Raw genomic sequence first — 25,798 nt, 5'->3', positions numbered from 1 at the left:
TCCTTTTATTGTTATAGGGTGAATGCCTGACGGAAACGCTCCAGGGCCGACTCGCTGTCGCCGCTGGCCCAGCCCTCCAGGCCGACCACACCGGTGTAACCCATGGCGTGCAAGGCCCGGGCAATGGCCGGGTAGTGGATTTCGCCCGTGCCGGGCTCCTTGCGTCCAGGCACATCAGCGACCTGGATTTCGCCGATGGCGCTGCCAGCGCGCTGGATCAATTCGATCAGGTTACCTTCGCCAATCTGCGCGTGGTACAGGTCCAGGTTCATCTTCAAATGCGGGCTGCCGACGGCTTCGATCAGGGCCAGGGTGTCGTCGGCACGTGCGAACGGTGTACCTGGGTGATCGACGGCGGTGTTGAGGTTTTCCAGCAGGAATACGCGGCCGGCGTCTTCTCCCAGGCGCGCGATTTTTTCCAGGCTCTTGCAAGCGCTCAGCCACATGCGCCCGGTGGTGTGGCTGACGGGCTGCACGGGCAGGCCGCCTTCACCCAGGCCCGTGCCATGCAGATTGAGGCTGGGACAATTGAGGCGCTCGGCAATGCCCAGGGACTCACGGGCGCTGTCGAGCAATTGGCGGATGCCGTCGGGGTCGGTGAGGGTGCCGGTGAGGTAGCCGGTCATCGAGGTGAAGTCCGCGCCGGTCGCCGCCAAGGCATTGATGTCCTTGTCGGCCCAACTCCAGATTTCGGCGCTGAAGCCCAAGGCATGAATACGTTTGACCCGTTCGATGAAGGGCAGTTCGAGAAACACCATTTCGGCACTGACGGCCAATTTGAACGGCATCATTAGCGGGCTCCTTGAACGGCCACGGCCTTGCCGGTTTGGTACGACTCAATGCAGGCACGGGCAATTGCCAGGGCTGCACGCGCATCTTCACCGCTGGCCAGGGGCTTGGCGCCGCTGCGCAGGCAGTCGACAAAGTGGTTGAGCTCGGCAATGTAGGCGTCGCGCAGCAGGTCGGTGTCCATCCGCTGGGTGTCTGCCTGGATGCCCTCGGCCAGGTAGCGCACCAGGTCGCAGTCGTTAAGGCTGCCCATGCTCAGCATGCCCTTGCTGCCGAACACTTCGCCGCGCACGTCGTAGCCATACACGGCCTGGAAGCTGGCTTCGGCGGTGGCAATGGCGCCGTTGTCAAAGCGCAGGGTGACCACGGCGGTGTCGAGCAAACCTTGGCTTTTGAATTGCGGGGCAATCAGCGCGTCGGCCATCACCTGCACCTGTACCACTTCGGCCCCAGGGTTGAGGTAGCGCAAGGTGTCGAAGTCGTGGATCAGGGTTTCGAGGAAGATCACCCATTGCGGTGAGTTGGCCGGGTTGTTCAGCGCCGGGTCGCGGGTCAGCGAGCGTAGCAGCTGCGGCGTGCCAATACGTCCGGCGACGACGTCGAGGTGCGCAGTGCGAAAGCTCTTGGCGAAGCGCCGATTGAAGCCGACCTGCAAGGGCACCCGTGCATCGGCAGCGGCGGCGATGGCGCGGTCGGCTTCGTCCAGGGTAATCGCCATGGGCTTTTCGCAGAAGATACCCTTGCCGGCGCGTGCGGCGTTGATCACCAGCTCCGCGTGGCTACGGGCAGGGGCGGCGATGAGCACGCCGTCGATGTCCGGGTCGTCCAGCAGCTGTTGCGGGTCGGTGTAGGCCTTGTCCACCCCCAGTTCTGCTGCCAGGCGAGCGGCCTGGCCTGGGACGGGATCGGCGATGGCGGCGAGGCAGGCACCGGGGATGTGGCGTGCGGCGGTAAGGCCATGGAAGCTGCCCATGCGGCCGGCACCGATCAAGCCCAGGCGGATGTTCTGTGTACTCATGAAACGACCCCTCTTGTTGTTGTGGGCCCCCAGGACCGTCCTGGGTGACATTGGGGCAGGAGCAAGGCCTGTGCCAATTTATAACTGGCTGATTTATATGGGGTTATTATTTTAATTAAACAAAAAGTGTTCATGTTTGTGACATGTCTATACTGACATGTCGAAAATATGAACATGGATAACCGCAATGACCCAGGCGTTCAGTGTGCAAGACCTCGAATACCTCACGAACCTGGGGCCTGCCGCGCTGAACGACGGGCCCATTGCCGCGTTGGAACAGGCGTGGCGCCAATGCCTGGCTGGCCAAGTCGTGCGTCCCGACGGCGTACGCCAAGTCATCTGGGATTCCTGGCGACGCAGTGTCGAGGCGGGTATCGAGCCCGGTAACAGCGACTACCGCTTTGTTGCGCCTCATGCGCTGGCGGCGACCCTGGCCCACCATCGCGCCCTGATCGCCGCCGCCGCGCAGGTCATGCATGGATTGCTGGCTTACAACCCGCGTGGGCATATCAACCTCACGGATGCCGAGGGCACGACTCTGTATTTTTGCGGGCTGGACATCACCCCGGTGGGCAGTCGCTTGCTCGAATCGGTGCAAGGCACCAACTGCACCGGCCTGGCCCTGGCCGAAGATCGCCTGGTGTATGTGCTGGCTGAAGAAAATTTCGCCAGCGGCCTGCGCCAGCGCCACATGCACTGCGCCGCCGCGCCGATCAAAGATGCCCAAGGCCAGACCCTGGCCATGCTCACCCTGACCGCCGAGCCCGGCTGGTTTCATTTCCATACCCTGGGCACCGTTCAAGCGGCGGCCGAGGCGGTGTCGCGGCAGATGGCGCTGCAGGTGTTGCTGGAAGAGCAACAGGCCGTACTCGAAGTGCTCAACGAAGGCTTGGTGGTGCTCGATGAGCGTGGCTGCATCAAGGCGCTCAACCGTTATGCGCGGCAATTGTTCGGGGTAGGGCGTGAGTTGATCGGCAGTCCTTTCCAGCGCCTGGGCCGCAGTGAACTGAGCGACGCGCTGGGTGAGCCTGTGCGCGACCGCGATTGCACCTTCCACTTGCACGACGGCAGCCAACTCGCCTGCCTGGTTTCGGTATGCCCACTGGAGCAGGGTGGGGTGATTGTGTCGGTGCGCGAAAACCGCCGTATCCGCGAGATTACCCGGCGCATTATCGGCACCCAGGCCCGCTATACCTTCGAGACCATCCTGGGCACCTCGCGGGCGATACAAGACGCACTGCACTTGGGGCGTATCGCCAGTCGCAGCGAGTCCACCACCTTGATCCTCGGCGAAAGCGGCACCGGCAAGGAACTGTTTGCCCAGGCCATTCATAACGGCAGCGAGCGTTGCAACGGCCCGTTTGTGGCGGTCAACTGCGGCGCGATCCCACGGGACCTGGTGCAGAGCGAACTGTTCGGCCACGTCGAAGGCGCGTTCACCGGCTCGGCGCGGGGTGGGGCGGCAGGCAAGTTCGAACTGGCGGATGGCGGCACCATCTTCCTGGATGAAATCGGCGACATGTCCTTCGATGCCCAGGTCAGTCTGCTACGGGTTTTGCAGGAGGGTGAAATCACCCGCGTCGGGGCCAAGCAATCGCGGCAAGTCGACGTGCGCATCATCGCCGCCACCCATCGCAACCTGAGCCAGGCGGTGGCCGAGGGTGCGTTTCGTGAAGACCTTTACTACCGACTCAACGTGCTGAACCTGAGCGTGCCGCCACTGCGCATGCGCCGTGACGATATCCCATTGCTGGCGCGGCATTTCCTGCAGCGTTGTGCCCGCTCGCTACGTAAAGCGGTGCAAGGTTTCGCGCCGGATGCGTTGGCGTTGCTGTCAGCCCATGGCTGGCCGGGCAACGTGCGGGAACTGGAGAACGTCATTGAGCGGGCGACCAACCTGGCGATGGGCGAGCTGATTCAATCGACCGACTTGCCGCTGGAAACCCCGCAACGCACCACGTTGCGCGCCTACCAGCCCCAGCCCGCGCAGGATTTGAGCAGCCATGAAATGCACGCCATCGTTGCCGCGCTCACCAGCACCCGCGGCAACATTCGTCTGGCCGCACAGCAACTGGATGTGTCGCGGGGCGGTCTGTACAAAAAGATGAGTCGGTTTGGCTTGAGCGCCGCCGATTTCCGTGAGCGCTGAAACCTCAAGCCAAACCGATCAGCTGCACAGGTTTTCCGGGGTCACTATCTGCGGCGGTATATGCACGCGGTGCCTCAATGGGTCAAACCCCTCATCACTCTGCAAGCGCACCAGCAACTCCACCAGCGCCACGGCCGTCTGCCGTGGCTGCGAGTCCATCACCACATCAATCAAGCCGTTGCTCAATGCCTGACGCGACAAGGGCGTGGACTCTTGCAGGATGCAGCACAGCGTCGGGCGCTTGGGCAGTTGCGCCAGGGCATTGATCACACCGTCGCCACCACCGCCCACCACGCATAACCCACGCAAATCGGTATGGCGACTGAGCAGGTCGAGCGTGGCTTCTTCGGTGATGTCGCAGTTGTCCAGGTTGATCAGCGGCTCCAACGGCTTGAGCCCCGGCGCGTGTTCGGCCAGGTAGCTGTGCAAGCCTTCGACCCGTGCCTGATGGCCGAGGAAACGATGGCCGCCCAACAGGATGCCCACGCTGCCTTTGCGTGCGCCGCAGGTGCGCGCCAGCAGCCAGCCCATGGTGCGCCCGACCACGTGGTTGTCCTGGCCTACATAGGGTTCGGCAGCGTGTTCATGGATGTCCGAGAGCAGGGCAACCACCGGCACGCCCGCTGTGCGGATCTGCGCCAGGCAGGCGTTGATCAACGGATGGGCGAAGCTGACTACCGCGAGGGCGTCGCACTGCACGGCCAGTTGTTCGATTTGCGCGACGATGGCGGAGGGCGTGCGGTCGTTGATGTAGTCGAACTGGCAGCTCAGGTTGGCGGTGGCGTGATGCTGCGCTGCCTCGCTGATGGCGTGGGCCAACTGCGCATAAAAGGCTTGGGCTGTGCCCAGCAACAGCACGCCGAAACGGTAGGTGGGCCGACGTTCGCGAATGCGCTGGCCGATCAACCGTGCGGCGAAATAGCCCACCGCTTCGGCGGCCTGGAACACCTGTTCGGCCGTGCCGGGGTTGACCGGCGCGCGGGCGTTCAGCACGCGGTCGACGGTGGCTACGCTGAGCCCCGCATGGGCGGCAACGGTGGCGATGGTTGGGCGTTTGTTGTTGTGCATGGCAGGCCCCTTGAGCGTCTTGATAGAAAACTATCAAGCCCCGCTGGGCCTGGATGATAGCTTGATAGGGAATGGATTCAAGGCCTTGAGGGTGATTTAACCGCGCTCTATCGTTGGTTTCGCAAAGCCCCTGAAACCCACGCTTGCGGAGAACAATAACAATGCCTGGACACACCGCTCACCGCGCTCGGCGCGACTACAGCCTCACCGGCCCCGAAGCGGCCCGCGCCGCCGACAAGGGCCTGGTCTCGGCCCGTTGGTACCAGTCGCCCATCCCGCGCAATCGCATGAAAGCCCTGATGCAACGCCGTGACGGCCCGGCCTTGCGCGACACCGCCCTGTGGTTCTCGACGTTGTTGGCCACCGGTGTCGGCGGCTACTGGTTCTGGGGCACTTGGGCCTGCGTGCCATTCTTTATCGCCTACGGTGTGCTCTACGGTACGGCCTCCAACCCGCGCTGGCACGAAACCGGCCACGGCACCGCCTTCAAGACCCGCTGGATGAACGATGCGCTGTATCAGGTGGCGAGCTTCATGTGCCTCTTCGAACCCCACGTGTGGCGCTGGAGCCATGCTCGTCATCACACCGACACCATCGTCGTCGGCCGTGACCCGGAGATCGTCGAACCGCGCCCGCCAAGCTTATGGATGATGGCCCTCAGCCTGTTCAACCTGCCTCTGGCCTGGAAGACTTTCAGCGGCGTGGCCCGCCATGCGCTCGGGCGAATGAGCGCCCAGGAGCAGGACTTCATCCCCGAATCAGAGTGGCCCAAGGTGTACCGAGATGCACGTATCTGGGTCGGCCTCTACGCCCTGATCATCGGCACCGCGCTGTACCTGCACAGCTGGTTGCCGCTGATGCTGGTGGGCCTGCCCAGCCTCTATGGCGCCTGGCTCGGTTACCTGTTTGGAATCAGCCAACACGTGGGCCTGGCCGAAGATGTGCTCGACCACCGCAGTAACTGCCGCACCATCTACATGAACCGCGTGCTGCGCTTTATCTACATGAACATGAACTACCACCTCGAACATCACATGTACCCGATGGTGCCTTACCACGCGCTCAGTCAACTGCACGAAGAGATCCGCAGCGACTGCCCGCCGCCGTACGCCAACTTGTGGCAGGCCTACCAGGAAATCATTCCGACGATCTGGCGCCAGCGCAGCGACCCCGGCTATTTCGTCCAACGCCCCACCCGTGGCGAGGGAGCTTGCTCCCGCTGGGCTGCGCAGCAGCCCCAATAACCCTTCAGACCTACACCGTACAGACGAATCCAGGGCCGCTTCGCAGCCCAGCGCGAGCAAGCTCGCTCGCCACAGAGTAAGAGCCAGTCATTGGAGATAAATGTATGAACGATCAATGGATCGACGTCTGCGCCGTGGGCGAAATAGAAGCAGAAGACGTGCTGCGCTTCGACCACGGCGCGCAGACCTACGCGGTGTTCCGTTCAGCCGATAACGAATTCTTCGCCACCGCCGGCCTGTGCACCCACGAGAAAATCCACCTGGCCGACGGCCTGGTGATGGACCATGTGATCGAGTGCCCCAAGCACAACGGGCGCTTTGATTACCGCTCCGGCAAGGCCTTGGGCGCGCCGGTGTGCGTCAACCTCAAGACCTACCCCGTGCGGGTGGATGCGGGGCGGGTGCTGCTCGCCGTCACGGCCGAAGGATGAACGCCCCCCTGATCATCGTCGGCGCCGGCCATGCCGGTGGCCGTGCGGCACTGACCCTGCGTGAAGAAGGCTACAGCGGGCGCCTGATCCTGATCGGCGATGAAGCGCATCTGCCCTACGAACGGCCACCGTTGTCCAAGGGCTTGCTGCAAGGTTCGAGCGACCTGGCGCAATGCAGCCTGTGCGACAGCCAGCAGTTGGCGGCGCTCGGGGTCGAGCATATCGCCGCCAACCCGGTCAGCCGCCTGGAGCCCCAGCACCACCGGTTGCAACTGGCCAACGGCCAATGGTTGACCTATGCCGGCCTGCTGCTGGCCACCGGAGGCCGGGCGCGACGCTTGCCCCAAGAGCAGGCCAACGTGTTTTACCTGCGCACCCATGATGACGCGTTGGTCTTGCGCAATGAATTAAAGCCTGGCGCCAGGCTGGTGGTGGTCGGCGGTGGTTTTATCGGCTTGGAGGTGGCGGCGACAGCGCGGGGCCTGGGCTGCGAGGTTACGTTGTTGGAAGCCGGGCCACGGTTGGCAGGGCGGGTTTTGCCGCCGGTGATCAGTGACGCGTTGCTGGCCTTGCACCGTGAGCAGGGTGTGGATGTGCGTTTGAACGTCGCGCTGGAGTGCATCCACGTCGACGCCGTGCAACTGGTCGACGGGCAACGGCTGCCCTGCGACCTGGTGGTGGTCGGCATTGGCATGCAGCCTAACATCGAGTTGGCCGCGGCGGCGGGCTTGGAAGTCGGGCAGGGCATTCGTGTCGACGCGCAGTTGCGCACCAGTGCGGCGGATATCTACGCGGCGGGGGATGTGTGCGCGTTTCGCCTGGCGGGCCTTTATCAGCGCCAGGAAACCTGGCGCAACGCCGAAGCCCAGGGCCGTCTCGCGGCGTTGAACCTGCTAGGGCAGGAGTTGGCGTTCGAGACGATCCCGGGTTTCTGGTCCGATCAATACGCGTGGGGCTTGCACACCGTCGGGGTGATGACGGCGCTGATGGTTCGCCGGGAATTGCCAGACGGCGGCCAGCTGCTGTTCTACCTGGACGACCATCACCGTTTGCAGGGCGCCTGCAGTTGGGCCTTGGGTAACCGCGCAGCCAAGGACATCAAGCTGTGCGAGCACTTGATTACTGCCCGAATCCCGCTCAACCCGGCCAGCCTGGCCGACCCTGAGGTATCCCTGAAGCTGTTATTGCGAGGCTGACCATGCACCAGTTGTTAGTATTCCAATCGATGTGGGCCATGCAAACCGAGCCCGGCAGCCTCGAAGCGCAACTGGACCGCATCGCCGCCGCCGGTTATGACGGCATCACCGACCATTACTGGGCACCTGCATCGGTGCAGCGCCTGCACGCGGCGGCCACGGCCAGGGGCTTGCAGATTGAAGGGCAACTGTTCCCGCAATCGGTGGAAGATCTAGCCAGGGCATTGGAGGTGATCAGCCGTCACGGCTGTCACCACCTCACCTTGCAAGCCGACGTGCGCCCGCGTACCCAGGCCGAGGCGGCCAGGCTGATCGACGGCTGGCAACGCCTGGCCGAACAGGTGGACTTCCCGATCCTGCTGGAAACCCACCGTTACCGGCTCACCAACGACCTATTGTTCACCCTCGACCTGCTGGCACAGATGCCCGATCTGAAACTGCTCGCAGACCTTTCCCACTACGTGGTTGGCCGCGAGTTGCCCGAGCCCGGCAGTGTGGAAGACGACGAACAGATACGCACCATCCTGCGTCACAGCTGGGGCTTTCATGGCCGCATTGCTAGCAGCGAACAGGTGCAGGTTTGTCTGGATTTTCCCCAGCACCAACAGTGGGTCGAGCGGTTTACCGGCTGGTGGCGCTACGGGATCGAACACTGGCTGGGCCGCGCTGACAGTCCGCAGAGCTTGTCCTTCACTTGCGAGTTGGGCCCGCCACCCTATGCGATTACCGACGCACAGGGCCGCGAACTCACCGATCGCTGGGCCGAGGCGCTCAAGCTCAAAGCCCTGATTCGCCTGGTGTGGGCCAGTTGCCATCGATGATCTGCTAATCTGCGCGGGTTCACCGCCCTCAGCCTGTGGAATGCCCATGAAAACCTGCCCCGTCCGTCCCCCGCTCGAACCACAATCGGTGTGCCACCCGATCACCAGCAGCGCGATCTTCATGGTCGCCACCCTGGCGCCCGATGCGGTTGAAAACGTGCGGGCCTGGTGCGCCGACATCGCAGGCCTGGTGCGCTCGGTAGGCAAGCGCGTGCCCTCGGGCAACCTGACTTGCGTTTGCGGGTTTGGCTCGGATGCCTGGGACCGCCTGTTCGGCGCGCCGCGCCCGGCGGCCTTGCATCCGTTTCGCGAGTTCGGTGTGCAAGGGCGCAAGGCAGTGTCGACCCCCGGCGACATCCTGCTGCACATCCGTGCCGAGCAGATGGACCTGTGTTTCGAGCTGGCGACCCAGCTGATGGCGGCCCTGGGTGATAGCGTGAAGGTGGTCGATGAGGTCCAGGGCTTTCGCTACTTCGATATGCGCAGCATCATCGGTTTCGTCGACGGCACCGAGAACCCGGTGGGGCGCAAGGCCGAGGCGTTTACCCTGGTGGGCGATGAAGACCCTGAGTTCGAAGGCGGCAGCTATGTGCTGGTGCAGAAATACCTGCACAACATGACCGCGTGGAATGGGTTGACGGTGGAGGCTCAAGAGAAGGTGATCGGGCGCACCAAATTATCGGACATCGAACTGGACGAAGACGCCAAGCCGAGCAACTCCCACAGCGCCCTGACCGTCATCACCGACGAGAGCGGTGAGGAAGTGAAGATCCTGCGCGACAACATGCCCTTCGGCCGCCCAGGCGCGGGCGAATTCGGCACTTATTTCATCGGCTACGCACGTTCGCCTCAGCCTCTGGAACAGATGCTGGAAAACATGTTCGTCGGCCGCCCGGCCGGCAATTACGACCGCTTGCTCGACTTCAGCACGGCCGTGACCGGCGGCCTGTTCTTCGTGCCCTCGGCCGACTTGCTCGAAGCGCTGGCCGACCGCCAATAACCTGTAGGAGCGAGCTTGCTCGCGAAAAAACCAAGGCCACCGCGAACATACAGAGTGCCCGCGTTATCGTTGACGTTTTTCGCGAGCAAGCTCGCTCCTACAAGGGTCAGGTAAGCAGGCCGGTGCTGACGGCCACGATCAAAAACACCCCCAGCAGCGCACGGTAGATCACGAACGGCCAGGTGGAGAAACGCTCCAGAAATTTCATCAGGCCCCAGATGGCAAAAAACGCCGAGACGCTGGCCACAACCAGGCCGAAGATCAAGTGCGGCCAGGCGTGGACGGGCAGGTCGGCGCGCAGCAGCACCCACAACTCTTTCAAGCCGGCCAGGGCGATGGCCGGCAAGCCCAACAGGAAGGAAAACCGCGCTGCCTCTTCGCGTTTGAAGTTCAGGAACAGCGCTGCGGTCAACGTGGAGCCCGAACGCGATACGCCCGGTATCAACGCGCCAATCTGCGCAACTCCCACAATCAAGGCATCGCGCAGGCGCATTTGGCTCACGTCGCGTGTATGCCGGGCACGCAGTTCGGCCACTGCCAGCAGCACCGCCATCACCACGCAGGAAATGCCGATCACCATCAGCCCGCGCAAGGGTGAGTTGCACGCATTCAAGGTCGACGACAACGCCAGGCCGGCGATGCCAATCGGTACGGTTGCCAGCACAATCGCAACGGCGAGCTTGAACCAGCGGTCGTTGTAGTCGCCCCGGCGCACCGCACTGATGCTGCCGGTGGTGACCTGACGCACATCGCGCCAGAAATAGCTGACTACCGCCGCCAGCGCCGCCAATTGCATGGCCGCGGAAAACGCCGAGCCGGGGTCTTGCCAGCCGAGCAGGGCGGGCACAACGCGCATATGGGCGGTGGACGACACCGGCAGCAATTCAGTAATGCCCTGGATCACCCCAAGGATGAAGATCTGCAGGTAATCCAGGGAGGCAAAGCCCACATCCAGGCCGGCGGTACAGACGTTGGTCAAAATACGTGTCCTTGAGCAATAGGGGGAAACCGGCGAAGTTTATTCTAAATGTTTCAGGATTTCGGCCAGGGCAACCGCTATTTGCAATCGGTTCAGCTAATAGAAAGGATTCGCCAGGCCATTGGCGTGGGTAGCACTTTTGTGAACAATGGCGCCCTGCGTTTTTCCACCGAGAGCCCCATGCCTGAAACCACCGTCGAATTGATCCAGACCGGCCCTGAAGAAGCTGAACTGATCCGCAATCTTTACCAGTACTACGCCTATGAGTCTTCGGACTGGGAACAGGAAGATGTCGAGGCCGATGGGCGTTACTACATCCATGACGAACACCTGGCCCGCTACTGGAGCGACCCGCAATGGAGCGCCAACCTGTTGCTGGTAGACGGCTATATCGCCGGTTTCCTGTTGATCGAAAGCAGCGAACTGCCGGGCATCGACGCCCTGGAACTGGCTGACCTGTTCATCCTCAAGCGCTACCGCCGCAAAGGCATCGGCCGTGCCATTGCCAGCCAGGTGCTGTGCAGCGGCGCGGCCAATTGGTTGGTGCGTTTCTATGATCAGGACGAGGTGTCCCAGGCGTTCTGGCGCACCGTGCTGGATAACTTGCCGCGTCCGGTGCAGATGATTGAACTGGAGGATGATCCGCAGTTGGTGAGCTACCTGATTACCCGAGCTTCGTTGCATTGACGGGCTGGGGCTTTCTCTCGATGAGCATCGATATCCTGCGGTAACCACGATGCGAAGCGAGCCGCTCTTGATCTTGCTCTTGATCTGCTTTTGATCTTGATCTTAGGCGCCCCGTCAAACCACGCTGGCCGAACGCAGGCTTGAATTCGTGGGTAACCCGGCAGGACGCCGGGTTAGCCGCCCCGCGCCATGGATGGCGCGTGGCGGCGGCCCACGGATTCAAGCCTGTGTTCGGGCACACCGAGCCTAGGCGAGGTGCCGAGTGGTGGGGCCAGAGCCCTTTTGGTTACTTTTGGGGCTCTTTTCCAAAAGTGACCCGCTGTAAAAGCGGAACCATAAGCAGCCGTTACCCAAATAACGGATATGTACACGGTCTGATCCAAGATTCTGGTCGGCTGCCAGGCCGCCTTCGCGAGCAAGCCCGCTCCCACAGTTTTATCGCGGGGTGTCAGGTAGGTAAGTGTCGGCTGGTAGGCCGCCATCGCAGGCAAGCCAGCTCCCACATTTGGATCATGGCACTTCAGGTAGATAGGAGTCGGCTGTCAGGCCGTCACGGGCCTAGCCCGGGTTGAACAGCACCTGCTGCATCGCCTGGGGCGGCTGCCCGAAGGCCCTGAGGAACGCCTGGCGCATGCGTTCGCGATCACCAAACCCGGTTTCGCGTGCCACTACTTCCACCGGGTGGCGGCTGGTTTCCATCATTGCCCGCGCAGCTTCCACCCGCAGGGCCTCAATGGCCTTGGCCGGGGTCTGCCCGGTTTCTTCGCGAAACACCCGGCTGAACTGGCGTGGGCTGAGCCGGGCGACGTCGGCCAGTGCGTCCACCGACAAATCATGGGTGAGGTTTTCACGGGCATAGGCCAGGGCCAGCTGCACGCGGTCGGACTTGGGGTCCAGCTCCAACAAGGCCGACAGTTGCGACTGCTCGCTGCCACGGCGCTGGGCAATCACCAGTTTGCGTGCGATGCGACGGGCCAGGTCGCTGCCCAGGTCGTCCTCCACCATCGCCAGCGCCAGGTCGACCCCGGCACTCATGCCCGCACCGGTCCACACCTGGCCGTCGACAATGAACAACTTATCTTCTTCCAGGCGAATATCCGGGTAACGCTTGCGAAACGCGGGTGCGTGGATCCAGTGGGTGGTGGTGCGCTTGCCAGCCAGCAGGCCAGCCTCGGCCAGCACAAATATACCCATGCATAACGACGCCACCCGGCGCGACTGCGCGGACGCGGCCTTGACCAGTTCCAGCAGGTTGGCTTCCGGCAGGCGAAACTCCAGGTAGCCGCTGACAATCAAGGTGTCATAGCCCTCTGGGCGCAGCGCGCTGGTGTTCACCGAAAAGCCCTGGGAGGTCATCACGGCGCCGCCGCTTTCCGACACCAGGTGAAACTCATAGGCCGGCTCGCCGCGCAGCAGGTTGGCACACTCGAACACCGAGCCCAGGCTGAGGCTCAACGACTGGAAATTCGGGTAAACCATCAGCGCAACGCTGTGCATTGCATCTCTCCAAGGGGCAGGGGAGAGGCGATTGTCGGCGTGTGCCGGGCAAACGGCAACCGACTTTCGTGCGTGTCCGGAATCCTTGCGGATATGACATTGTGAGCCAATGCCGCGCTGCCTAACATGAGCCCAACGCACTAGACGACTGGTCTAATCGCAGAGGGGCAAGCATGAGCAACGCAAGCAGCAGTGCGCGGCAAGCGATTCTTGAACGGGCGCAATCCATTGTCGGGGCCAAGGGGTTTTCGGCGGTGGGCTTGAACGAGATCCTTCAAGCGGCGCAAGTGCCCAAGGGCTCGTTTTATCACTACTTCAACTCCAAAGATGCCTTTGGCGTGGTGTTACTCGATACCTATTTCGACCACTACGTCGAGGGCATGCAGCAGCTGTTCGATCAGCCGGGATTGACCCACCACGCCAAGCTGATGCGTTATTGGCAAGGCTGGATCGACAACCACACCGGCTGCACCGACGCCGGCAAATGCCTGGCCGTGAAGCTTGGGGCGGAGGTCTCCGATCTGTCAGAACCCATGCGGCTGGCGCTGCAACGCGGTACTTCGCGCACCATCGACTTGCTTGCCGTGGCCCTTCAACGCGGCGTCGAAGACGGCTCGCTCAGGTTCGAGCAGGCCCCCGAAAGCCTGGCCAGGCGTTTGTATGCGCTATGGTTGGGAACCAGCGTCATGGGCAAGATCACCCGTACCACCGCGCCGTTCACCGAGGCGCTGCTGCTGACCCAACAGTTGTTGGGCAGCCCTGAAAACCCTGTTATTCACATCGATCGAGGCACTGGAAAATGAAAGTATTAATGGTACTGACCTCTCACGACCAGCTTGGCGATACCGGGCGCAAGACCGGCTTCTGGCTCGAAGAATTCGCCGCACCTTATTACGCGTTCAAGGACGCTGGCGCCGAAGTGGTGCTGGCTTCTCCGGCCGGCGGCCAGCCGCCGTTGGACCCCAAGAGCGATGAACCGGATGCGCAAACCGAGCAGACCGAGCGCTTCGGCAAAGACCCGGCTGCGCAGCAAGCCCTGGCGACCACCGTGAAGCTGGACTCGGTCAATGCCGCCGACTTCGACACCGTGTTCTACCCAGGCGGCCACGGTCCGCTGTGGGACCTGGCGGAGTCGCCGGTGTCCATCGCGCTGATCGAAGCTTTCGAGCGGGCCGGCAAGCCCGTTGGCTTTGTGTGCCATGCACCGGGTGCCTTGCGTCACGTCAAGGCAGTTAACGGTGAGCCGTTGATCAAGGGCCGCCGCGTCACCGGGTTCTCCAATTCGGAAGAGGCCGCTGTGCAGTTGACCGAGGTCGTGCCGTTCCTGATTGAAGATGAATTCCGTAAATTGGGCGGCCTGTATGAGAAAGGCGCCGACTGGCAATCCTTCGTCATTGTCGACGGTTTGCTGGTGACTGGGCAAAACCCAGGCAGCTCCAGCGAAGTGGCCAAGGCCCTGCTGACACTCTGCGCTTAAATTAATCAACCGATCTACGCGGTGGCGACTCCCAGGAGTCGCCACGGTTTTCGTTCGTCCTGAATTTGGAATATCGCCGTGCCTGACTGCATCTTGAACACCCCGATCAAGCTGGGGCATCACCGCTTGAACAACCGTGTGGTACTGCCACCGCTGACCCGCCAGCGCAGCGCCCAGCCGGGTAATATCGCCACCGGCCTGATGGCCGAGTATTACCGTCAGCGGGCCAGTGCCGGGTTCATGGTCAGCGAGGGTACGCAGATCGAACCTCGGGGCCAGGGCTACGCCTGGACGCCCGGCATTCATACACCGGCGCAAATCGAGGGTTGGCGCAAAGTCACTGCAGCGGTGCATGCCGAGGGTGGTGTAATCTTCGCCCAGCTATGGCACGTGGGGCGGGTGTCCCATAACGCGCTGCAACCTGACGGTGGAGCCCCGGTGGGCCCGTCTGCGCTGCCGGCGTTGCAAGCCAAAGCCTTCATTGAAACCGGGCCGGGTAGGGGGGAACTGGTGCAGCCACCCGTCCCGCGTGCCTTGACCACGCTGGAAATCGAAGAGCTGGTCGGGCACTACGCCCAGGCTGCGCGCAATGCCCTGGACGCCGGGTTCGACGGCGTGGAAATTCACGCGGCCAACGGCTACCTGGTCAACCAGTTCATCTCGGCCCATTCCAACCTCCGTGAGGATGAGTACGGCGGCTCGCTGGACAATCGCCTGCGCTTGCTGCGCGAGATTGTCGAAGCGGTGTGCAAAGTGGTGGGGCCGGAACGCCTGGGCGTGCGCTTTTCGCCGCTGTTCAGTGGCACCGATCAGGACCGGGTCTACATCGGCCTGGTGGAAGAAGACCCGCACCTTACCTATATCGAAGCGATCAAAGTGCTGGAAGCGTCGGGCCTCGCCTATGTGTCCATTGCCGAGGCCGACTGGGACAACGCCCCCGACCTGCCCGACACATTTCGCCAGGCCGTGCGCGCCACCTTCAGCGGCAGGATCATCTACGCCGGGCGCTACACCGCCGAGCGCGGCGCACGGCTGGTAGAGGCCGGGTTGGCGGACTTGATCGCCTTTGGACGGCCCTTCATTGCCAACCCGGACTTGCCCCAGCGGCTGTTCAATGGCTGGCCGTTGAATGCGTTGAAGGCCGAAGGCTTGTATGGCGGGACACAGGCGGGGTATGTGGATTATCCGGTGTATGCCCAACACTAGTGTGGGACCGGGCTTGCTCGCGAAGGCGTCGGCTCAGCAAACACTTATGTTGACTGACCCACCGCTTTCGCGAGCAAGCCCGCTCCCACAGGGATCTGTAACCCCTCTGCACATCAAAAATGCCTCACTCCACTCGCAACACAATCTTGCCGATATGGTCCCCACCTTCCATCCGCGCATGGGCCTGGGCGGCGTCGGTGTAGGCGTAGACCTGGTCGATAATCGGCAGGCAGCGCCCGGCACTGAGTACCGGCCACACGTGTTCGCGCAGTTGCTGGGCAATCTCGGCCTTTTCTTCCCGCGTGCGGGCCCGCAGCAGCGAGCCGGTGATCACCGCGCGTTTGCCGAGGATGGTCAGCAGGTCGACGTCGTTGGCCTTGGCGCCACCGAGGAAGCCGAGGATCACCAGGTGGCCGTCCATGCCCAGGGCCTTGAGGTTATTGTTGAGGTACGAGGCGCCCATGATGTCGAGGATCACGTTGACGCCTTTGCCATCGGTCTGTTTGGCGATGACCTCGGCAAATGCCTGTTCGCGGTAGTTGATCGGCTCGGCACCGAGCTTGGCAATCGCCGCGCATTTGTCGGCGCTGCCCGCCGTGGCGAATGCCTGGATGCCGAATTCCTGGCAGAGCATCAACGCGGTGGTGCCGATGCCGCTGGTGCCGCCGTGGATCAAGGCGCGCTGGCCTTTGCGGGCACCGCCGAGCCCGAACAGGTTGGCCCAGACCGTAAAGAACGTTTCCGGCACGGCAGCGGCCTGAATCCAGTCCATGCCTGCGGGGATCGGCAGCGCCTGGCTGGCCGGCACCGCGCAATACTGCGCATAGCCGCCGCCATTGGTCAGGGCGCAAACCTTGTCGCCCACGCTGTATTCGTTCACGCCAGTGCCCAGCGCCACCACTTCACCGGCCACTTCCAACCCCGGAATCGGGCTCATGCCGGGCTTCATCGGGTATTTACCCGCGCGCTGCAAGGCGTCTGGGCGGTTGACCCCGGCGGCGTGCACGCGAATCAGAATCTCGCCCGGCCCGGCCACTGGCACGTCGGCGCTGCGCGGCTGCAAGACCTCGGGCCCGCCAGGGGTGGTGATTTCGATCAGGGTCATTTCTTGTGGAAGCGTCATGGAAAAGTTCCTGTAGCGATGAGCGTATGGGTTGGGACCGTAGCGCGGGGTCGGCAGTTCAGCAAGATCATGCCGGGTTCTTCGGGCAATGCAAACGCAGGCTTTCAGCACAAGCCTGCAAGTGCGTCGGCGTGGCTTCGGACACACTGGCTGCCGCTCATTTTTGACGGACACAGGTGGCGTATGAACGAAGCGAGAAATCAGGATATCGGGTTGTTGTTCCTGCGGGTCAGCGGGGCGTTGTTCCTGCTGTGGGTGCATGGGTTGCCCAAGTTGCTCCACTACAGCGAGCAATTGAAGCTGATCGAGGACCCGTTTCACTTGGGCGCCCATGTCACGTTGCTGCTGGCGATCTTTGCCGAGGTGCTGTGCCCGCTGCTGATCGTCGCGGGCGTGCTGGTGCGCCTGGCGTGCCTGCCGATCCTGGCGGTGCTGGTCATCGCGTTGCTGGTGGTGCACCCGGAGTGGACGCTGTTCGAAGGGCAGTTCGGCTGGCTGCTGTTGATCATCTTTACCAGCGTGCTGATCGCAGGGCCGGGGCGGCTGGTGCTGAGCCAGCGCTTTGCCTGAACAAAAAAGGCCGGGCTCGCCCGGCCTTCTGCCTTCTGTAGGAGCGAGCTTGCTCGCGAAAAACGCATAGGCGCCGCGTTCATTCAGCAAGCACGCGTTATCGTTGACGTTCTTCGCGAGCAAGCTCGCTCCTACAGGGGCATCAAGATGTCAACGGTTCAGGAATCCCAACAGGTCTTCATTGAGCTGTTGAGCGTGGGTCACGGCAAACCCGTGAGGCGCATCCTTGTACACCTTCAGTTGCGCGCCCTTGATCATTTCAGCAGCCACCTTGCCGGTGGTTTCGAACGGCACGATCTGGTCGCCGTCGCCATGGATCACCAGGGTCGGCACGTCGATTTTGGCCATGTCCGGGCGGAAGTCGGTTTGCGAGAACGCGGTGACGCAATCCACGGTGGATTTGAGCGACGCGAGCATGGCGATCTGCAGGGTTTGGCTGAGCACACCCTCCGAAACGTGCTGGCCTTTATTGAGACCGAAGAATGGCGTGTTGAAGTCGCTGATGAACTGCGCACGATCCTTCAACAGGCCGGCCTTGATGCCATCGAACACCTCGCCTGGCACGCCTTGGGGGTAGTCGGCTTGCTGACCGAAGATCGGCGTGACCGCGCCCAACAACACCAGGCCGGCGACACGGGCACTGCCGTGGCGGGCGATGTAGCGCGCCACGTCACCGCCACCCATGGAGAAGCCCACCAGGGTCACGTCCTGCAGGTCAAGGTGTTCGATCAACTGGGCGATATCGTCAGCGAAGGTGTCGTAGTCGTTACCGGTCCATGGCTGGTCCGAGCGGCCAAAACCACGACGGTCAAAGGCAATGGTGCGAAAGCCACGGCTGCTCAGGTATTCCATCTGGTATTCCCACATGTCCGCATCCAGCGGCCAGCCGTGGCTGAACAGCACGGGCTTACCGCTGCCCCAGTCTTTGAAGTAAATCTGGGTACCGTCTTTTGCAACGAATGTGCTCATCTGAAACTCCTTGCAGGGCTGAAAAAGGGCGGTGTGAAAACCGTCTCACTATTGCCGTAAACCTGAGCCCAGGCTTGTATGGGTGTGCTTGTCTCACCAACTGAACTTGAGCTCCATGCCCAGGTAATTGCTGTCGTGCCCACCGGCATCACGCAGGGTCTGGCCGACCGCGTAGTGCACCGCCTCGACCGCACCGCTGAGGTTGGGCGTAAAGGCGTAGTCGGTGCGCAGTTGGCCGTAGGCGCCGGTCCAGCGCTCGCCTTGGCCCGCCGTGCCAGCCACGGCCAGGTTGGGCTGGGTGTAGACGGCGTCTGCGGTGGTCTGCCGCCACAGCAGGCCGACGGCGGTTTGCACGCTGAGCTTGGCGAGGGGCTTGACGGTAATCGACGGCTTGACGTGGATCAGGTTGCTGTAGCCCGTATAGCCCGCGAGGGAAAAGTAATAGCCATTGGGGAACAGCGGGTTGAAGGTGCCGACCCGGCCGTCACCGGCCTGGCGGTCACCGGAAGCGATATCCAGTTGCAGGCCGATACGCGGCTTCCAGGCCAGCGTGTCAAAGGTGTAGCCGGTGCGGCTGCCACCGGCCCAGGCGCGAATCGTCTTGCTGCCCACCGAGCCGCGTTGCAGCATGGCTTCGACGTCCCAGTCGAACCCCTGGGCTGCGCCACCCAGGCGGGCGTCCAGCAACTGGCGCGTCTCTTCGCCGTCGGCGTCCAGGTAATGGGCGGCGCTGCGCTCGTACACGCCGTAATAGGCCGACAGCTCATTGGTGCCGCCCACCAGCCGCTCGACCCGTAGCATGTGGAAGCGCGCGTCGCTGTTGGACTTGTCGTCGAAATGCCGGCCATCCTGGTACTGCACCGGTTGGCTGGCGATCCCGATGAAGCGCCATTGCGGCGTTTCCCAGTCCGCCCACAACGCATCGAAGGACTGCCGCACATTCGGGCCGTCCCGTGACGAGATGAAACGCTGCAAGTCGAAGGCGAAATCCTGGCGGCCAGCCCGTGCCTTGAAGGTGCCAGCGCTGAAGGTCTTCACGTATTCGGCAAAGGCCAGGCGCAGGTCGACGCGGTTCTGGTCGGCACCGCCAATGGTGGTCTTGTCATAGGCCCGCACATCTTCCAACTGGGTGAACAGCCGCCAGTGTTCGTTCAGGTGCAAGTCGGCGTGCACCTGAAAGCGCTGGATCAGGTAGCGGTCACGCGGTACATCCCGCACGCCGAACCCGCTGGCGTCGTTCATCTCGAAGCGTTCACGCAAGGTGGCGCCCAACGATAAGTAGGTGAACGGGTTGGCGGCGGACAGTGGGATGTACTTGAGGTTGTCCAGCGGTTGCGTGCGCAATGCCGGGTCCTTGAGCACAGACCAGTCTTCCTGCCAGCGGTTGGCCTTGATCGCCGGGCGTACCAGCTGGTCGTCGGCCTGCACGCTGCCAGCAAGCAACGGCCACAGCACAGCCAGGCTCCAGCCTGCGTGACGAATCATTTTGCCGCGCTGAGTTGGTGGATTTCTGCGACATAACCGCCCGGGAACTCCACCAACGCACTGCGCCGACCTTTGCTGTCGAACGCCGGCACCAGCACTGTGGCGCCAGAGCCAGTGGCCTTGCCCAGGGTGGCGGCGAGGTCGTTGACCTGATAACCGGTGGTGTCATGGCCGAACGGGTAGGGCAGTTGGCCGTTGGTGACCAGCACCGCCATGCGCCCGAACGGCGATTCGATATCAACGCGGCGGTAGTGGCCGCCGGCCTGGCCGACATCAACCCCAGGGGCGTGCTTGTCGTCGCTCACTACCTTGCCGTGGGAGAAACCCAGGAACGCCTTGATAAACCGCTCGGCGCTGTCGTTGGACACATACACACGGTTTTCCGGCACGGTGTCGAAGGCGGCGTAATCCGGGGTCTTGGTGTGCCAGTAGAGCTGCATGTTCACACCGCCCGGCCATTGCACCACGGCATCACGGCCGATGGGGTCGGGGAAATCGCTGACGATTACGTCGGCGCCATTTTCCCGCGCGGCCTTGAGGGCCACGTCCATGTCCTTGACCAGATAGCCGTTGCGTTCCTGGCCGAACGGGTGAGGCACGGGGGTGGTAAAGCCGAACAACGACACGGTGCCCGCCGGGGTCTGGAGCAATTGCGAGGTGGTGCTGCTCGGCACCGGCAGCACGTTGACCACGACCTGGGGCGTGCTTTTGCCGCCGAAGGTGGCGAGGAAACTCTGGGCAAAACGGTCCACATCGGCCGGTGCCACATACACATGGCTGGTGTCGTACTGCGGCGCCACGGCCACGTTCGGGGTGGCGGCAAACGCGTTGCTCATCATCGCACTTGCCAGCAGCGTCAATGCCAGCGATACCTTGGTTGCTGTGTTACCCATGCCCGTTCTCCAGCGCTTCTGAGGGTTCGAAAGCCGTGAGGTTAGGGGGGCAGGGCGGTGGGGAATTGTATGGACGTGCTCGGTTGAACGTTTCAGCTACGCGGCCCAGACAGCCGACACCTGTCTACCTGACGCCCCTCAATCCAAATATGGAAGCTGGCTTGCCTGAGATGACGGCCAGCCAGCCGACGCTTCTCTAGCTGACACCCCACGATCAAACTGTGGGAGCTGGCTTGCCTGCGAAGGCGGCCTGACAGTCACTGCATCTATCACTGCACGACCGCTTTCGCAGGCAAGCCAGCTCCCACATTTGATCTTCGTTGCGTTGGGCATTGCGTTCGCTTAACTGTGCGGCATTGGAGCTGCCCACACATTTGGATGGCGGGGCATCGGTTAAACAGCCGTTATCGGTCAGGCCACCATAATGATCTTCGACACCAACTCCACCACCGTCTTGGCCTGCAGTTTCTTCATCAACCGCGCCCGGTGCACCTCAACGGTGCGGTGGGAGATCGCCAGGCGCAGGGCAATTTCTTTGGATTTGAACCCGTTGACGATGTGCATGGCGATTTCCCGCTCCCGGGGCGTGAGGTCGCCGGTGCCCTGGTGCATGCGGTCCAGGCGTTCGAAGTGCCAGATCATCAGCTTGAACGGGTCTTTGGGGGTGAGGGTGTAGCCGTGGGACTTGGCCCAGAACACTTCGCCATTGTGGTGCTGCATGAAGCGTTCATCGGAATAAAAGCCGTTGTCGCTGTCGAGCAGCCAATCATGGCTGCGCTTGCCGATGGCGTGGTAGTCGGCCTGGGACGGGTAGATCAGCAAGGTCAGCTGGTTGACCAGTGCGTCGCGCGTATAGCCGAACAGCTTCAGGAAAGCGTCGTTGCAGTCGAGAATCACGCGGTCGCTGGTGACGATCTGCGGGGCAGGGGACAGCTTGAACGCCAGGCGTTCGAGGTCGGGAAATTGCTGGGCTAGCGCGGTCATGGGGCATCCTGCCTCGTTGTTCAATGCCCTGGGGCGCTACTTACCCGTGTAAGTAGTTACACGAATTGGCGCACGATCAGGGGTGGGTCATTGTAAGTAAAGTCCGAATCAAGAACAGAAGAAATTGATTATGCCTGCTGATTGCGTCTCCATTGTTGCCGCTGGTCACTCCCGCTTTGGTCGCCTGGAAGGCACGACGCTGGAAGACCTGATCGTCCAGGTGACCCGCGAAGCCCTGAGCGACGCCGAGATTGACGCGTCGCAAATCGATGCGTTGTTCCTCGGCCATTTCAACTCGGGGCTGGTGCCCGACGGGTTTGCCGCCTCATTGCTATTGCAAGCCGACCCCGGGCTGCGCTTCAAACCGGCTACTCGCTGTGAAAACGCCTGTGCATCCGGCTCGGCGGCGATTCAGGCGGGGGTCAATGCGATCCTCTCCGGCAGCGCTGAGCTGGTGCTGGTGGTGGGCGCCGAGAAGATGACCCACACCAGCACTGCCGCGGTCACCCAAGCCTTGGCCGGGGCCGGCTACCAGAACGACCCGGCCGAAGCCGGCCTGAGTTTCCCCCAGTTGTTCGGCCGCGCCGCCCGCCAATACGCCGAGCGTTACCACTGCCCGCTGGGCTCGATGGCGGCCATCGCTACCAAAAACCACTCCAATGCCATGGCCAACCCGCTGGCGCAGATGCATCGGGAGATGAATTTCGAACACTGCAACAACGTGTCCCAAAGCAACCCGTTCGTGGCTGACTCCCTGCGCCTGACCGATTGCTCACTGATCAGCGATGGCGCAGCCGCGATCATCCTCGCCTCGCCCAAACGTGCGCGGGCGTTCCGTCGCGAGGTGCAAATCCGGGCGATGACCCAGGTCAACGACACCTTGCCCATCGCCCAGCGTGACATCCTCGCCTTTGAGGGCCCGCAACGCGCGATCCATGCAGCGCTGCGCGGGGCGAATGTGACCCTGGCTGACCTGAGCTTCGCCGAAGTGCACGACTGCTTCACCATTGCCGAGTTGCTGATCTATGAAGCCATGGGCCTGGCGCCCAAGGGCGAAGGCCATCGCGTGCTCGACAGCGGGGTGGTGCGCGCCGGCGGGCGCTTGCCGGTGAACCTTTCCGGCGGGCTCAAGGCCAAGGGGCACCCCGTCGGCGCCACGGGGGTGTCCATGCATGCCTTGGCGTTCCGGCAATTGACCGGCGAGCCGATTGGCCTGGCGGTGCCCAACCCGGAGTTCGGCCTGGTGTTCAACATGGGCGGCATGGCGGTGGCCAACTACGCCTCGGTCCTGCAGGCACGCCGGAGCTGAGTCATGAACATTGCCAACTGGCTGCACGACACCCAGCGTCGGGCCCCGCAACGCCCGGCATTGTTCGACGGCAGCGTGCAAGTGGCCGACTACGCCACCTTCGCCGCCCACGTGCGCCAACGCGCCGCGCACCTGGTGGAGCAGCATGGCCTGGTGCCGGGAGACGCGGTGGCGCTGCTGATGAAAAACAGCTGCGACTACCTGGAACTGCTCTACGCCATCTGGTGGATGGGCGGGGTGGCGGTGCCGATCAACGCCAAGCTGCACCCCAGCGAAGCGGCGTGGATTGCCGATAATGCCGAGGCGCGGTTGATCTTTACCGACGGCGGCCAGGTGTTTTCATCGCGGGATTTGCCCACGCATTGCACGGAATTGGACGGCCACCCGCTGCCGCCCAGCCATGGTTGGCCCAGCCTGGAACAGCCGGTGCCCCGCCAGGATCACGACCTCGCCTGGCTGTTCTATACCTCTGGCACCACCGGGCGCTCCAAGGGCGTGATGCTGTCCCACGGCAACCTGATCGCCATGTCGCTGTGCTACGCCACGGATGTCGATCAAGTGAGCGCCGACGATGCGGCGCTGTATGCCGCGCCCATGTCCCACGGCGCCGGCCTGTACAACTTCATCCATGTGCGCTGCGGCGCCCGCCATGTGGTGCCGGCCTCCCATGGCTTCGATGCCGCCGAGCTGTTCGGGTTGGCCGAGCACATGGGCCAGGTGTCGCTGTTTGCTGCGCCGACCATGGTCAAGCGCATGGTCGAACAGGCCCGGCGCCAGGATTATCACGGCGCCGGCATCAAGACCATCGTCTACGGCGGCGGCCCTATGTACCTCGCCGACCTGCGCGAAGCAGTCGACACCTTCGGCCCGCGGCTGGTGCAGATCTACGGCCAGGGCGAGAGCCCGATGACCATCAGCGTCTTGCCCCGCGCCTTGATCGCCGAGCGCCAGCGCCCCGACTGGGCCACCCTGGCCGCCTCGGTGGGCCACGCGCAAGCCTGTGTCGAGATCCGCATTCTCGATGCCGAGCACCAGCCACTGCCCACCGGCGAGCGCGGTGAAATCGCGGTGCGTGGCGCCACGGTGATGCAGGGCTACTGGCGCAACCCGCAGGCCACGCGCCAGACGCTGGTGGACGGTTGGCTGCTGACCGGCGACATCGGCTACCTCGACCCGGCCGGCTACCTGACCCTGACGGATCGCTCCAAGGACGTGATCATCAGTGGCGGCAGCAACGTGTACCCCCGTGAAGTCGAGGAAGTGCTGGCCCAGCATCCCGAGGTGTTCGAAGTGTGCGTGGTGGGCGAGCCCGACGCGCAATGGGGTGAGTCGGTGGTGGCCTTCGTGGTGACCCGCAGCGGCCAGCCGCTGGACGAAGGCGAGCTGACGACGTGGTTCCTGGCGCGCATGGCCTCGTTCAAAAAGCCGAAAAAATATGTGTGGCGCAGCGATTTGCCGAAGAACAGCTACGGCAAGATTCTCAAGACCGACTTGCGGCATTGGCTGCAAACCGCGAGTATCGCCGCGCTTTAACATGGATCGATAATCAGACAAGGAGTCCCCACGATGGGCAATCCCGCACAAGACACCGTCCGCAAGCGCCGCCGTGCGTTTCTGGGCGCCACCTCCGGCCACTTGATCGAGTGGTACGACTACGGCGTCTATGGCTTTCTCGCGGTCTATATCGGCCAGGCGTTCTTCGTCTCCGATGACCCCACCACCAGCCTGTTGGCCAGCTTTGCTGCGTTTGCGCTGAGCTTTTTTATCCGCCCTTTGGGTGGGCTGTTCTTCGGCCCGCTGGCAGACAAGATCGGCCGGCGCAAAACCCTGATCATGGCGCTGGTGATGATGACCGGCTCCACGGTGATGCTGGGCCTGTTGCCGACCTACGCCAGCCTGGGCATCGCCGCACCGATCCTGTTGATCCTGGTGCGCTGCGTGCAGGGCTTCTCGGCGGGCGGCGAAATCGGTACCGTCACCAGCTTCATCTCTGAATACGCCGGCCCCGGTCGCCGTGGCTTTGCCACCTGTTGGCTGATGGTTACCGCCGTGCTCGGCCTGCTGCTCGGTGGCGCCGTGGCCAACGGCATGACCTGGGTGCTGGGCGCCGAGGTCATGCAGGAATGGGCCTGGCGCGTACCGTTCCTGATCGCCGCGCCCCTGGGCTTTATTTCCATGTACATTCGCCTCAAGCTCGAAGACAGCCCCGAGTTCCTCGCCCTGCAACGCGCCGGGCAAACTTCGCGGGCGCCGCTGCGTGAGGTCTGGCAGTGGAAGCGGGCGATTGCCCTGGTGTTCTTTATCATCACCTTGCACAGCTCGATCTTTTACCTGGTGCTGACCTTCGCCTCGACCTACATGGCCAAGATCCTCAAGTTCGACAGCGGCACCACCTTGCTCTATGTGTTCGTCGCCAGCTTCTCGGCGGCTTTCGTGATGCCGTTTGGCGGGGCCTTTACCGATAAATACGGGCGCAAGCCGTTCCTGATGGTGATCGGCACGCTGGCGACCCTGGCGATGTTCTGGCTGTTCAAATCCGCCCCGACCGCCACCCCGGCGACCTTCTTCGCGCCGTTGATGGCGGTGGCGATTCTGTTCGGGCTGTACGCGTCGTCAACCTATGCGTTGATGAGTGAGCTGTTGCCGACGCGGATTCGCTCCACTGGGATTGCCGTGGCGTATAACGTGCCCGTCGCGGTGTTTGGCGGCAGTGCGCCGTTGATTTCCACTTGGTTGATCAAGGTGACAGGCGACATTACTTCGCCGTGGTATTTCTATGTAGCGACCGGGGTGGTGTCGTTGGTAGCGCTGGTGCTGTTGCGCAAGGAGGACTTCGTGGTCGGTGCCACGCCTAGGGTGGCGTCTGCGAAAACGGCGCTGGCCTGACGCCGTGTTTGCATCTT

Annotated in this window: 24 protein-coding genes; 14 read left to right on the top strand and 10 right to left on the bottom strand. The window is 62.8% G+C overall.

Features of this window, described 5'->3' with window-relative positions; genetic code table 11:
• Window positions 1-11: 11 nt before the first annotated feature.
• Entirely contained in the window at window positions 12-791 is a 780-nt protein-coding gene (locus JFT58_RS05270; protein ID WP_054898562.1) for a TIM barrel protein, read from the bottom strand.
• On the bottom strand, window positions 791-1,807 hold the full coding sequence (locus JFT58_RS05265; protein WP_054898561.1) for a Gfo/Idh/MocA family oxidoreductase: 1,017 nt from the start codon (window positions 1,805-1,807) through the stop codon (window positions 791-793). Before JFT58_RS05265 ends, JFT58_RS05270 begins: the two co-directional genes overlap by 1 nt.
• Before the next feature lie 187 nt (window positions 1,808-1,994).
• Between JFT58_RS05265 and JFT58_RS05260 the strand changes: the two genes are divergently transcribed.
• Window positions 1,995-3,956: a sigma-54 interaction domain-containing protein gene (locus JFT58_RS05260; RefSeq protein ID WP_054898560.1), complete on the top strand. Its 1,962-nt coding sequence runs from the start codon at window positions 1,995-1,997 to the stop codon at window positions 3,954-3,956.
• 18 nt (window positions 3,957-3,974) lie between these two features.
• Here the strand turns inward: JFT58_RS05260 and JFT58_RS05255 are convergent, their stop codons facing one another.
• Complete coding sequence (locus tag JFT58_RS05255; protein WP_054898559.1) at window positions 3,975-5,024, bottom strand: LacI family DNA-binding transcriptional regulator; 1,050 nt, start codon at window positions 5,022-5,024, stop codon at window positions 3,975-3,977.
• A 161-nt stretch (window positions 5,025-5,185) separates the two neighbouring features.
• On the opposite strand from JFT58_RS05255, the gene JFT58_RS05250 reads away from it, so the two are divergent.
• The 5 genes from JFT58_RS05250 (at window position 5,186) to JFT58_RS05230 (ending at window position 9,716) form a co-directional block, all read left to right on the top strand.
• Window positions 5,186-6,268, top strand: a complete 1,083-nt coding sequence (locus JFT58_RS05250) for a fatty acid desaturase family protein (RefSeq protein ID WP_054898558.1) — start codon at window positions 5,186-5,188, stop codon at window positions 6,266-6,268.
• A gap of 104 nt (window positions 6,269-6,372) precedes the next feature.
• Window positions 6,373-6,699: a MocE family 2Fe-2S type ferredoxin gene (locus tag JFT58_RS05245; protein WP_034127287.1), complete on the top strand. Its 327-nt coding sequence runs from the start codon at window positions 6,373-6,375 to the stop codon at window positions 6,697-6,699.
• A complete protein-coding gene (locus JFT58_RS05240) occupies window positions 6,696-7,895 on the top strand; it encodes an NAD(P)/FAD-dependent oxidoreductase (protein ID WP_054898557.1) in 1,200 nt (399 codons plus the stop codon). The genes JFT58_RS05245 and JFT58_RS05240 overlap by 4 nt, the downstream gene beginning before the upstream one ends.
• A gap of 2 nt (window positions 7,896-7,897) precedes the next feature.
• Window positions 7,898-8,716 carry a sugar phosphate isomerase/epimerase family protein gene (locus JFT58_RS05235; RefSeq protein ID WP_054898556.1) on the top strand — a complete coding sequence of 273 codons (819 nt, stop codon included), beginning with the start codon at window positions 7,898-7,900 and terminating at the stop codon, window positions 8,714-8,716.
• Between the two features lie 46 nt (window positions 8,717-8,762).
• On the top strand, window positions 8,763-9,716 hold the full coding sequence (locus JFT58_RS05230; RefSeq protein WP_054898555.1) for a Dyp-type peroxidase: 954 nt from the start codon (window positions 8,763-8,765) through the stop codon (window positions 9,714-9,716).
• Window positions 9,717-9,822: 106 nt separating this feature from the next.
• Here JFT58_RS05230 and JFT58_RS05225 read toward each other — a convergent pair whose 3' ends face one another.
• The gene (locus tag JFT58_RS05225) at window positions 9,823-10,695 is read right to left on the bottom strand and encodes an undecaprenyl-diphosphate phosphatase (protein WP_054898554.1); all 873 of its coding nucleotides are present in this window, start codon (window positions 10,693-10,695) and stop codon (window positions 9,823-9,825) included.
• Between the two features lie 48 nt (window positions 10,696-10,743).
• Here JFT58_RS05225 and JFT58_RS05220 point away from each other — a divergent pair, with 48 nt between their 5' ends.
• Complete coding sequence (locus tag JFT58_RS05220) at window positions 10,744-11,382, top strand: GNAT family N-acetyltransferase (protein ID WP_054898553.1); 639 nt, start codon at window positions 10,744-10,746, stop codon at window positions 11,380-11,382.
• 558 nt (window positions 11,383-11,940) lie between these two features.
• Here JFT58_RS05220 and JFT58_RS05215 read toward each other — a convergent pair.
• The gene (locus JFT58_RS05215; protein ID WP_034127293.1) at window positions 11,941-12,879 is read right to left on the bottom strand and encodes a GlxA family transcriptional regulator; all 939 of its coding nucleotides are present in this window, start codon (window positions 12,877-12,879) and stop codon (window positions 11,941-11,943) included.
• A gap of 173 nt (window positions 12,880-13,052) precedes the next feature.
• On the opposite strand from JFT58_RS05215, the gene JFT58_RS05210 reads away from it, so the two are divergent.
• The 3 genes from JFT58_RS05210 (at window position 13,053) to JFT58_RS05200 (ending at window position 15,562) form a co-directional block, all read left to right on the top strand.
• Window positions 13,053-13,682 carry a TetR/AcrR family transcriptional regulator gene (locus tag JFT58_RS05210; protein WP_054898552.1) on the top strand — a complete coding sequence of 210 codons (630 nt, stop codon included), beginning with the start codon at window positions 13,053-13,055 and terminating at the stop codon, window positions 13,680-13,682.
• Window positions 13,679-14,356, top strand: a complete 678-nt coding sequence (locus tag JFT58_RS05205; protein ID WP_054898551.1) for a type 1 glutamine amidotransferase domain-containing protein — start codon at window positions 13,679-13,681, stop codon at window positions 14,354-14,356. The genes JFT58_RS05210 and JFT58_RS05205 overlap by 4 nt, the downstream gene beginning before the upstream one ends.
• A gap of 78 nt (window positions 14,357-14,434) precedes the next feature.
• The gene (locus tag JFT58_RS05200) at window positions 14,435-15,562 is read left to right on the top strand and encodes an alkene reductase (protein ID WP_054898550.1); all 1,128 of its coding nucleotides are present in this window, start codon (window positions 14,435-14,437) and stop codon (window positions 15,560-15,562) included.
• 124 nt (window positions 15,563-15,686) lie between these two features.
• Here JFT58_RS05200 and JFT58_RS05195 read toward each other — a convergent pair whose 3' ends face one another.
• Window positions 15,687-16,685, bottom strand: coding sequence for an NAD(P)H-quinone oxidoreductase (locus JFT58_RS05195; protein ID WP_054898549.1), 999 nt, complete (start codon window positions 16,683-16,685; stop codon window positions 15,687-15,689).
• Window positions 16,686-16,868: 183 nt separating this feature from the next.
• On the opposite strand from JFT58_RS05195, the gene JFT58_RS05190 reads away from it, so the two are divergent.
• Window positions 16,869-17,255: a DoxX family protein gene (locus JFT58_RS05190; RefSeq protein ID WP_034127298.1), complete on the top strand. Its 387-nt coding sequence runs from the start codon at window positions 16,869-16,871 to the stop codon at window positions 17,253-17,255.
• A 150-nt stretch (window positions 17,256-17,405) separates the two neighbouring features.
• Here the strand turns inward: JFT58_RS05190 and JFT58_RS05185 are convergent, their stop codons facing one another.
• The 4 genes from JFT58_RS05185 to JFT58_RS05170 form a co-directional block, all read right to left on the bottom strand.
• Window positions 17,406-18,224, bottom strand: coding sequence for an alpha/beta fold hydrolase (locus JFT58_RS05185; RefSeq protein WP_054898548.1), 819 nt, complete (start codon window positions 18,222-18,224; stop codon window positions 17,406-17,408).
• Between the two features lie 93 nt (window positions 18,225-18,317).
• The gene (locus tag JFT58_RS05180; RefSeq protein WP_054898547.1) at window positions 18,318-19,709 is read right to left on the bottom strand and encodes an alginate export family protein; all 1,392 of its coding nucleotides are present in this window, start codon (window positions 19,707-19,709) and stop codon (window positions 18,318-18,320) included.
• On the bottom strand, window positions 19,706-20,602 hold the full coding sequence (locus JFT58_RS05175) for a VOC family protein (RefSeq protein WP_054898546.1): 897 nt from the start codon (window positions 20,600-20,602) through the stop codon (window positions 19,706-19,708). Before JFT58_RS05175 ends, JFT58_RS05180 begins: the two co-directional genes overlap by 4 nt.
• A 411-nt stretch (window positions 20,603-21,013) precedes the next feature.
• Window positions 21,014-21,586, bottom strand: a complete 573-nt coding sequence (locus tag JFT58_RS05170) for a LuxR C-terminal-related transcriptional regulator (RefSeq protein WP_003190613.1) — start codon at window positions 21,584-21,586, stop codon at window positions 21,014-21,016.
• Between the two features lie 130 nt (window positions 21,587-21,716).
• On the opposite strand from JFT58_RS05170, the gene JFT58_RS05165 reads away from it, so the two are divergent.
• Genes JFT58_RS05165 through JFT58_RS05155 form a run of 3 tightly spaced genes read left to right on the top strand, consistent with a single transcriptional unit; the run spans window position 21,717 to window position 25,781 of the window.
• Window positions 21,717-22,895, top strand: a complete 1,179-nt coding sequence (locus JFT58_RS05165; RefSeq protein WP_054898545.1) for an acetyl-CoA acetyltransferase — start codon at window positions 21,717-21,719, stop codon at window positions 22,893-22,895.
• Between the two features lie 3 nt (window positions 22,896-22,898).
• Window positions 22,899-24,428, top strand: coding sequence for a class I adenylate-forming enzyme family protein (locus tag JFT58_RS05160; RefSeq protein ID WP_198834311.1), 1,530 nt, complete (start codon window positions 22,899-22,901; stop codon window positions 24,426-24,428).
• Between the two features lie 33 nt (window positions 24,429-24,461).
• Complete coding sequence (locus JFT58_RS05155) at window positions 24,462-25,781, top strand: MFS transporter (protein ID WP_034127304.1); 1,320 nt, start codon at window positions 24,462-24,464, stop codon at window positions 25,779-25,781.
• Window positions 25,782-25,798: the final 17 nt, after the last annotated feature.

It is taken from the genome of Pseudomonas sp. MF6767 (assembly GCF_016405475.1).
In the GTDB taxonomy this organism is placed as follows: domain Bacteria; phylum Pseudomonadota; class Gammaproteobacteria; order Pseudomonadales; family Pseudomonadaceae; genus Aquipseudomonas; species Aquipseudomonas paracarnis.
The sequence above is the reverse complement of the archived record's forward strand: the minus strand, read 5'-3'. Positions and strand labels throughout refer to the sequence as shown.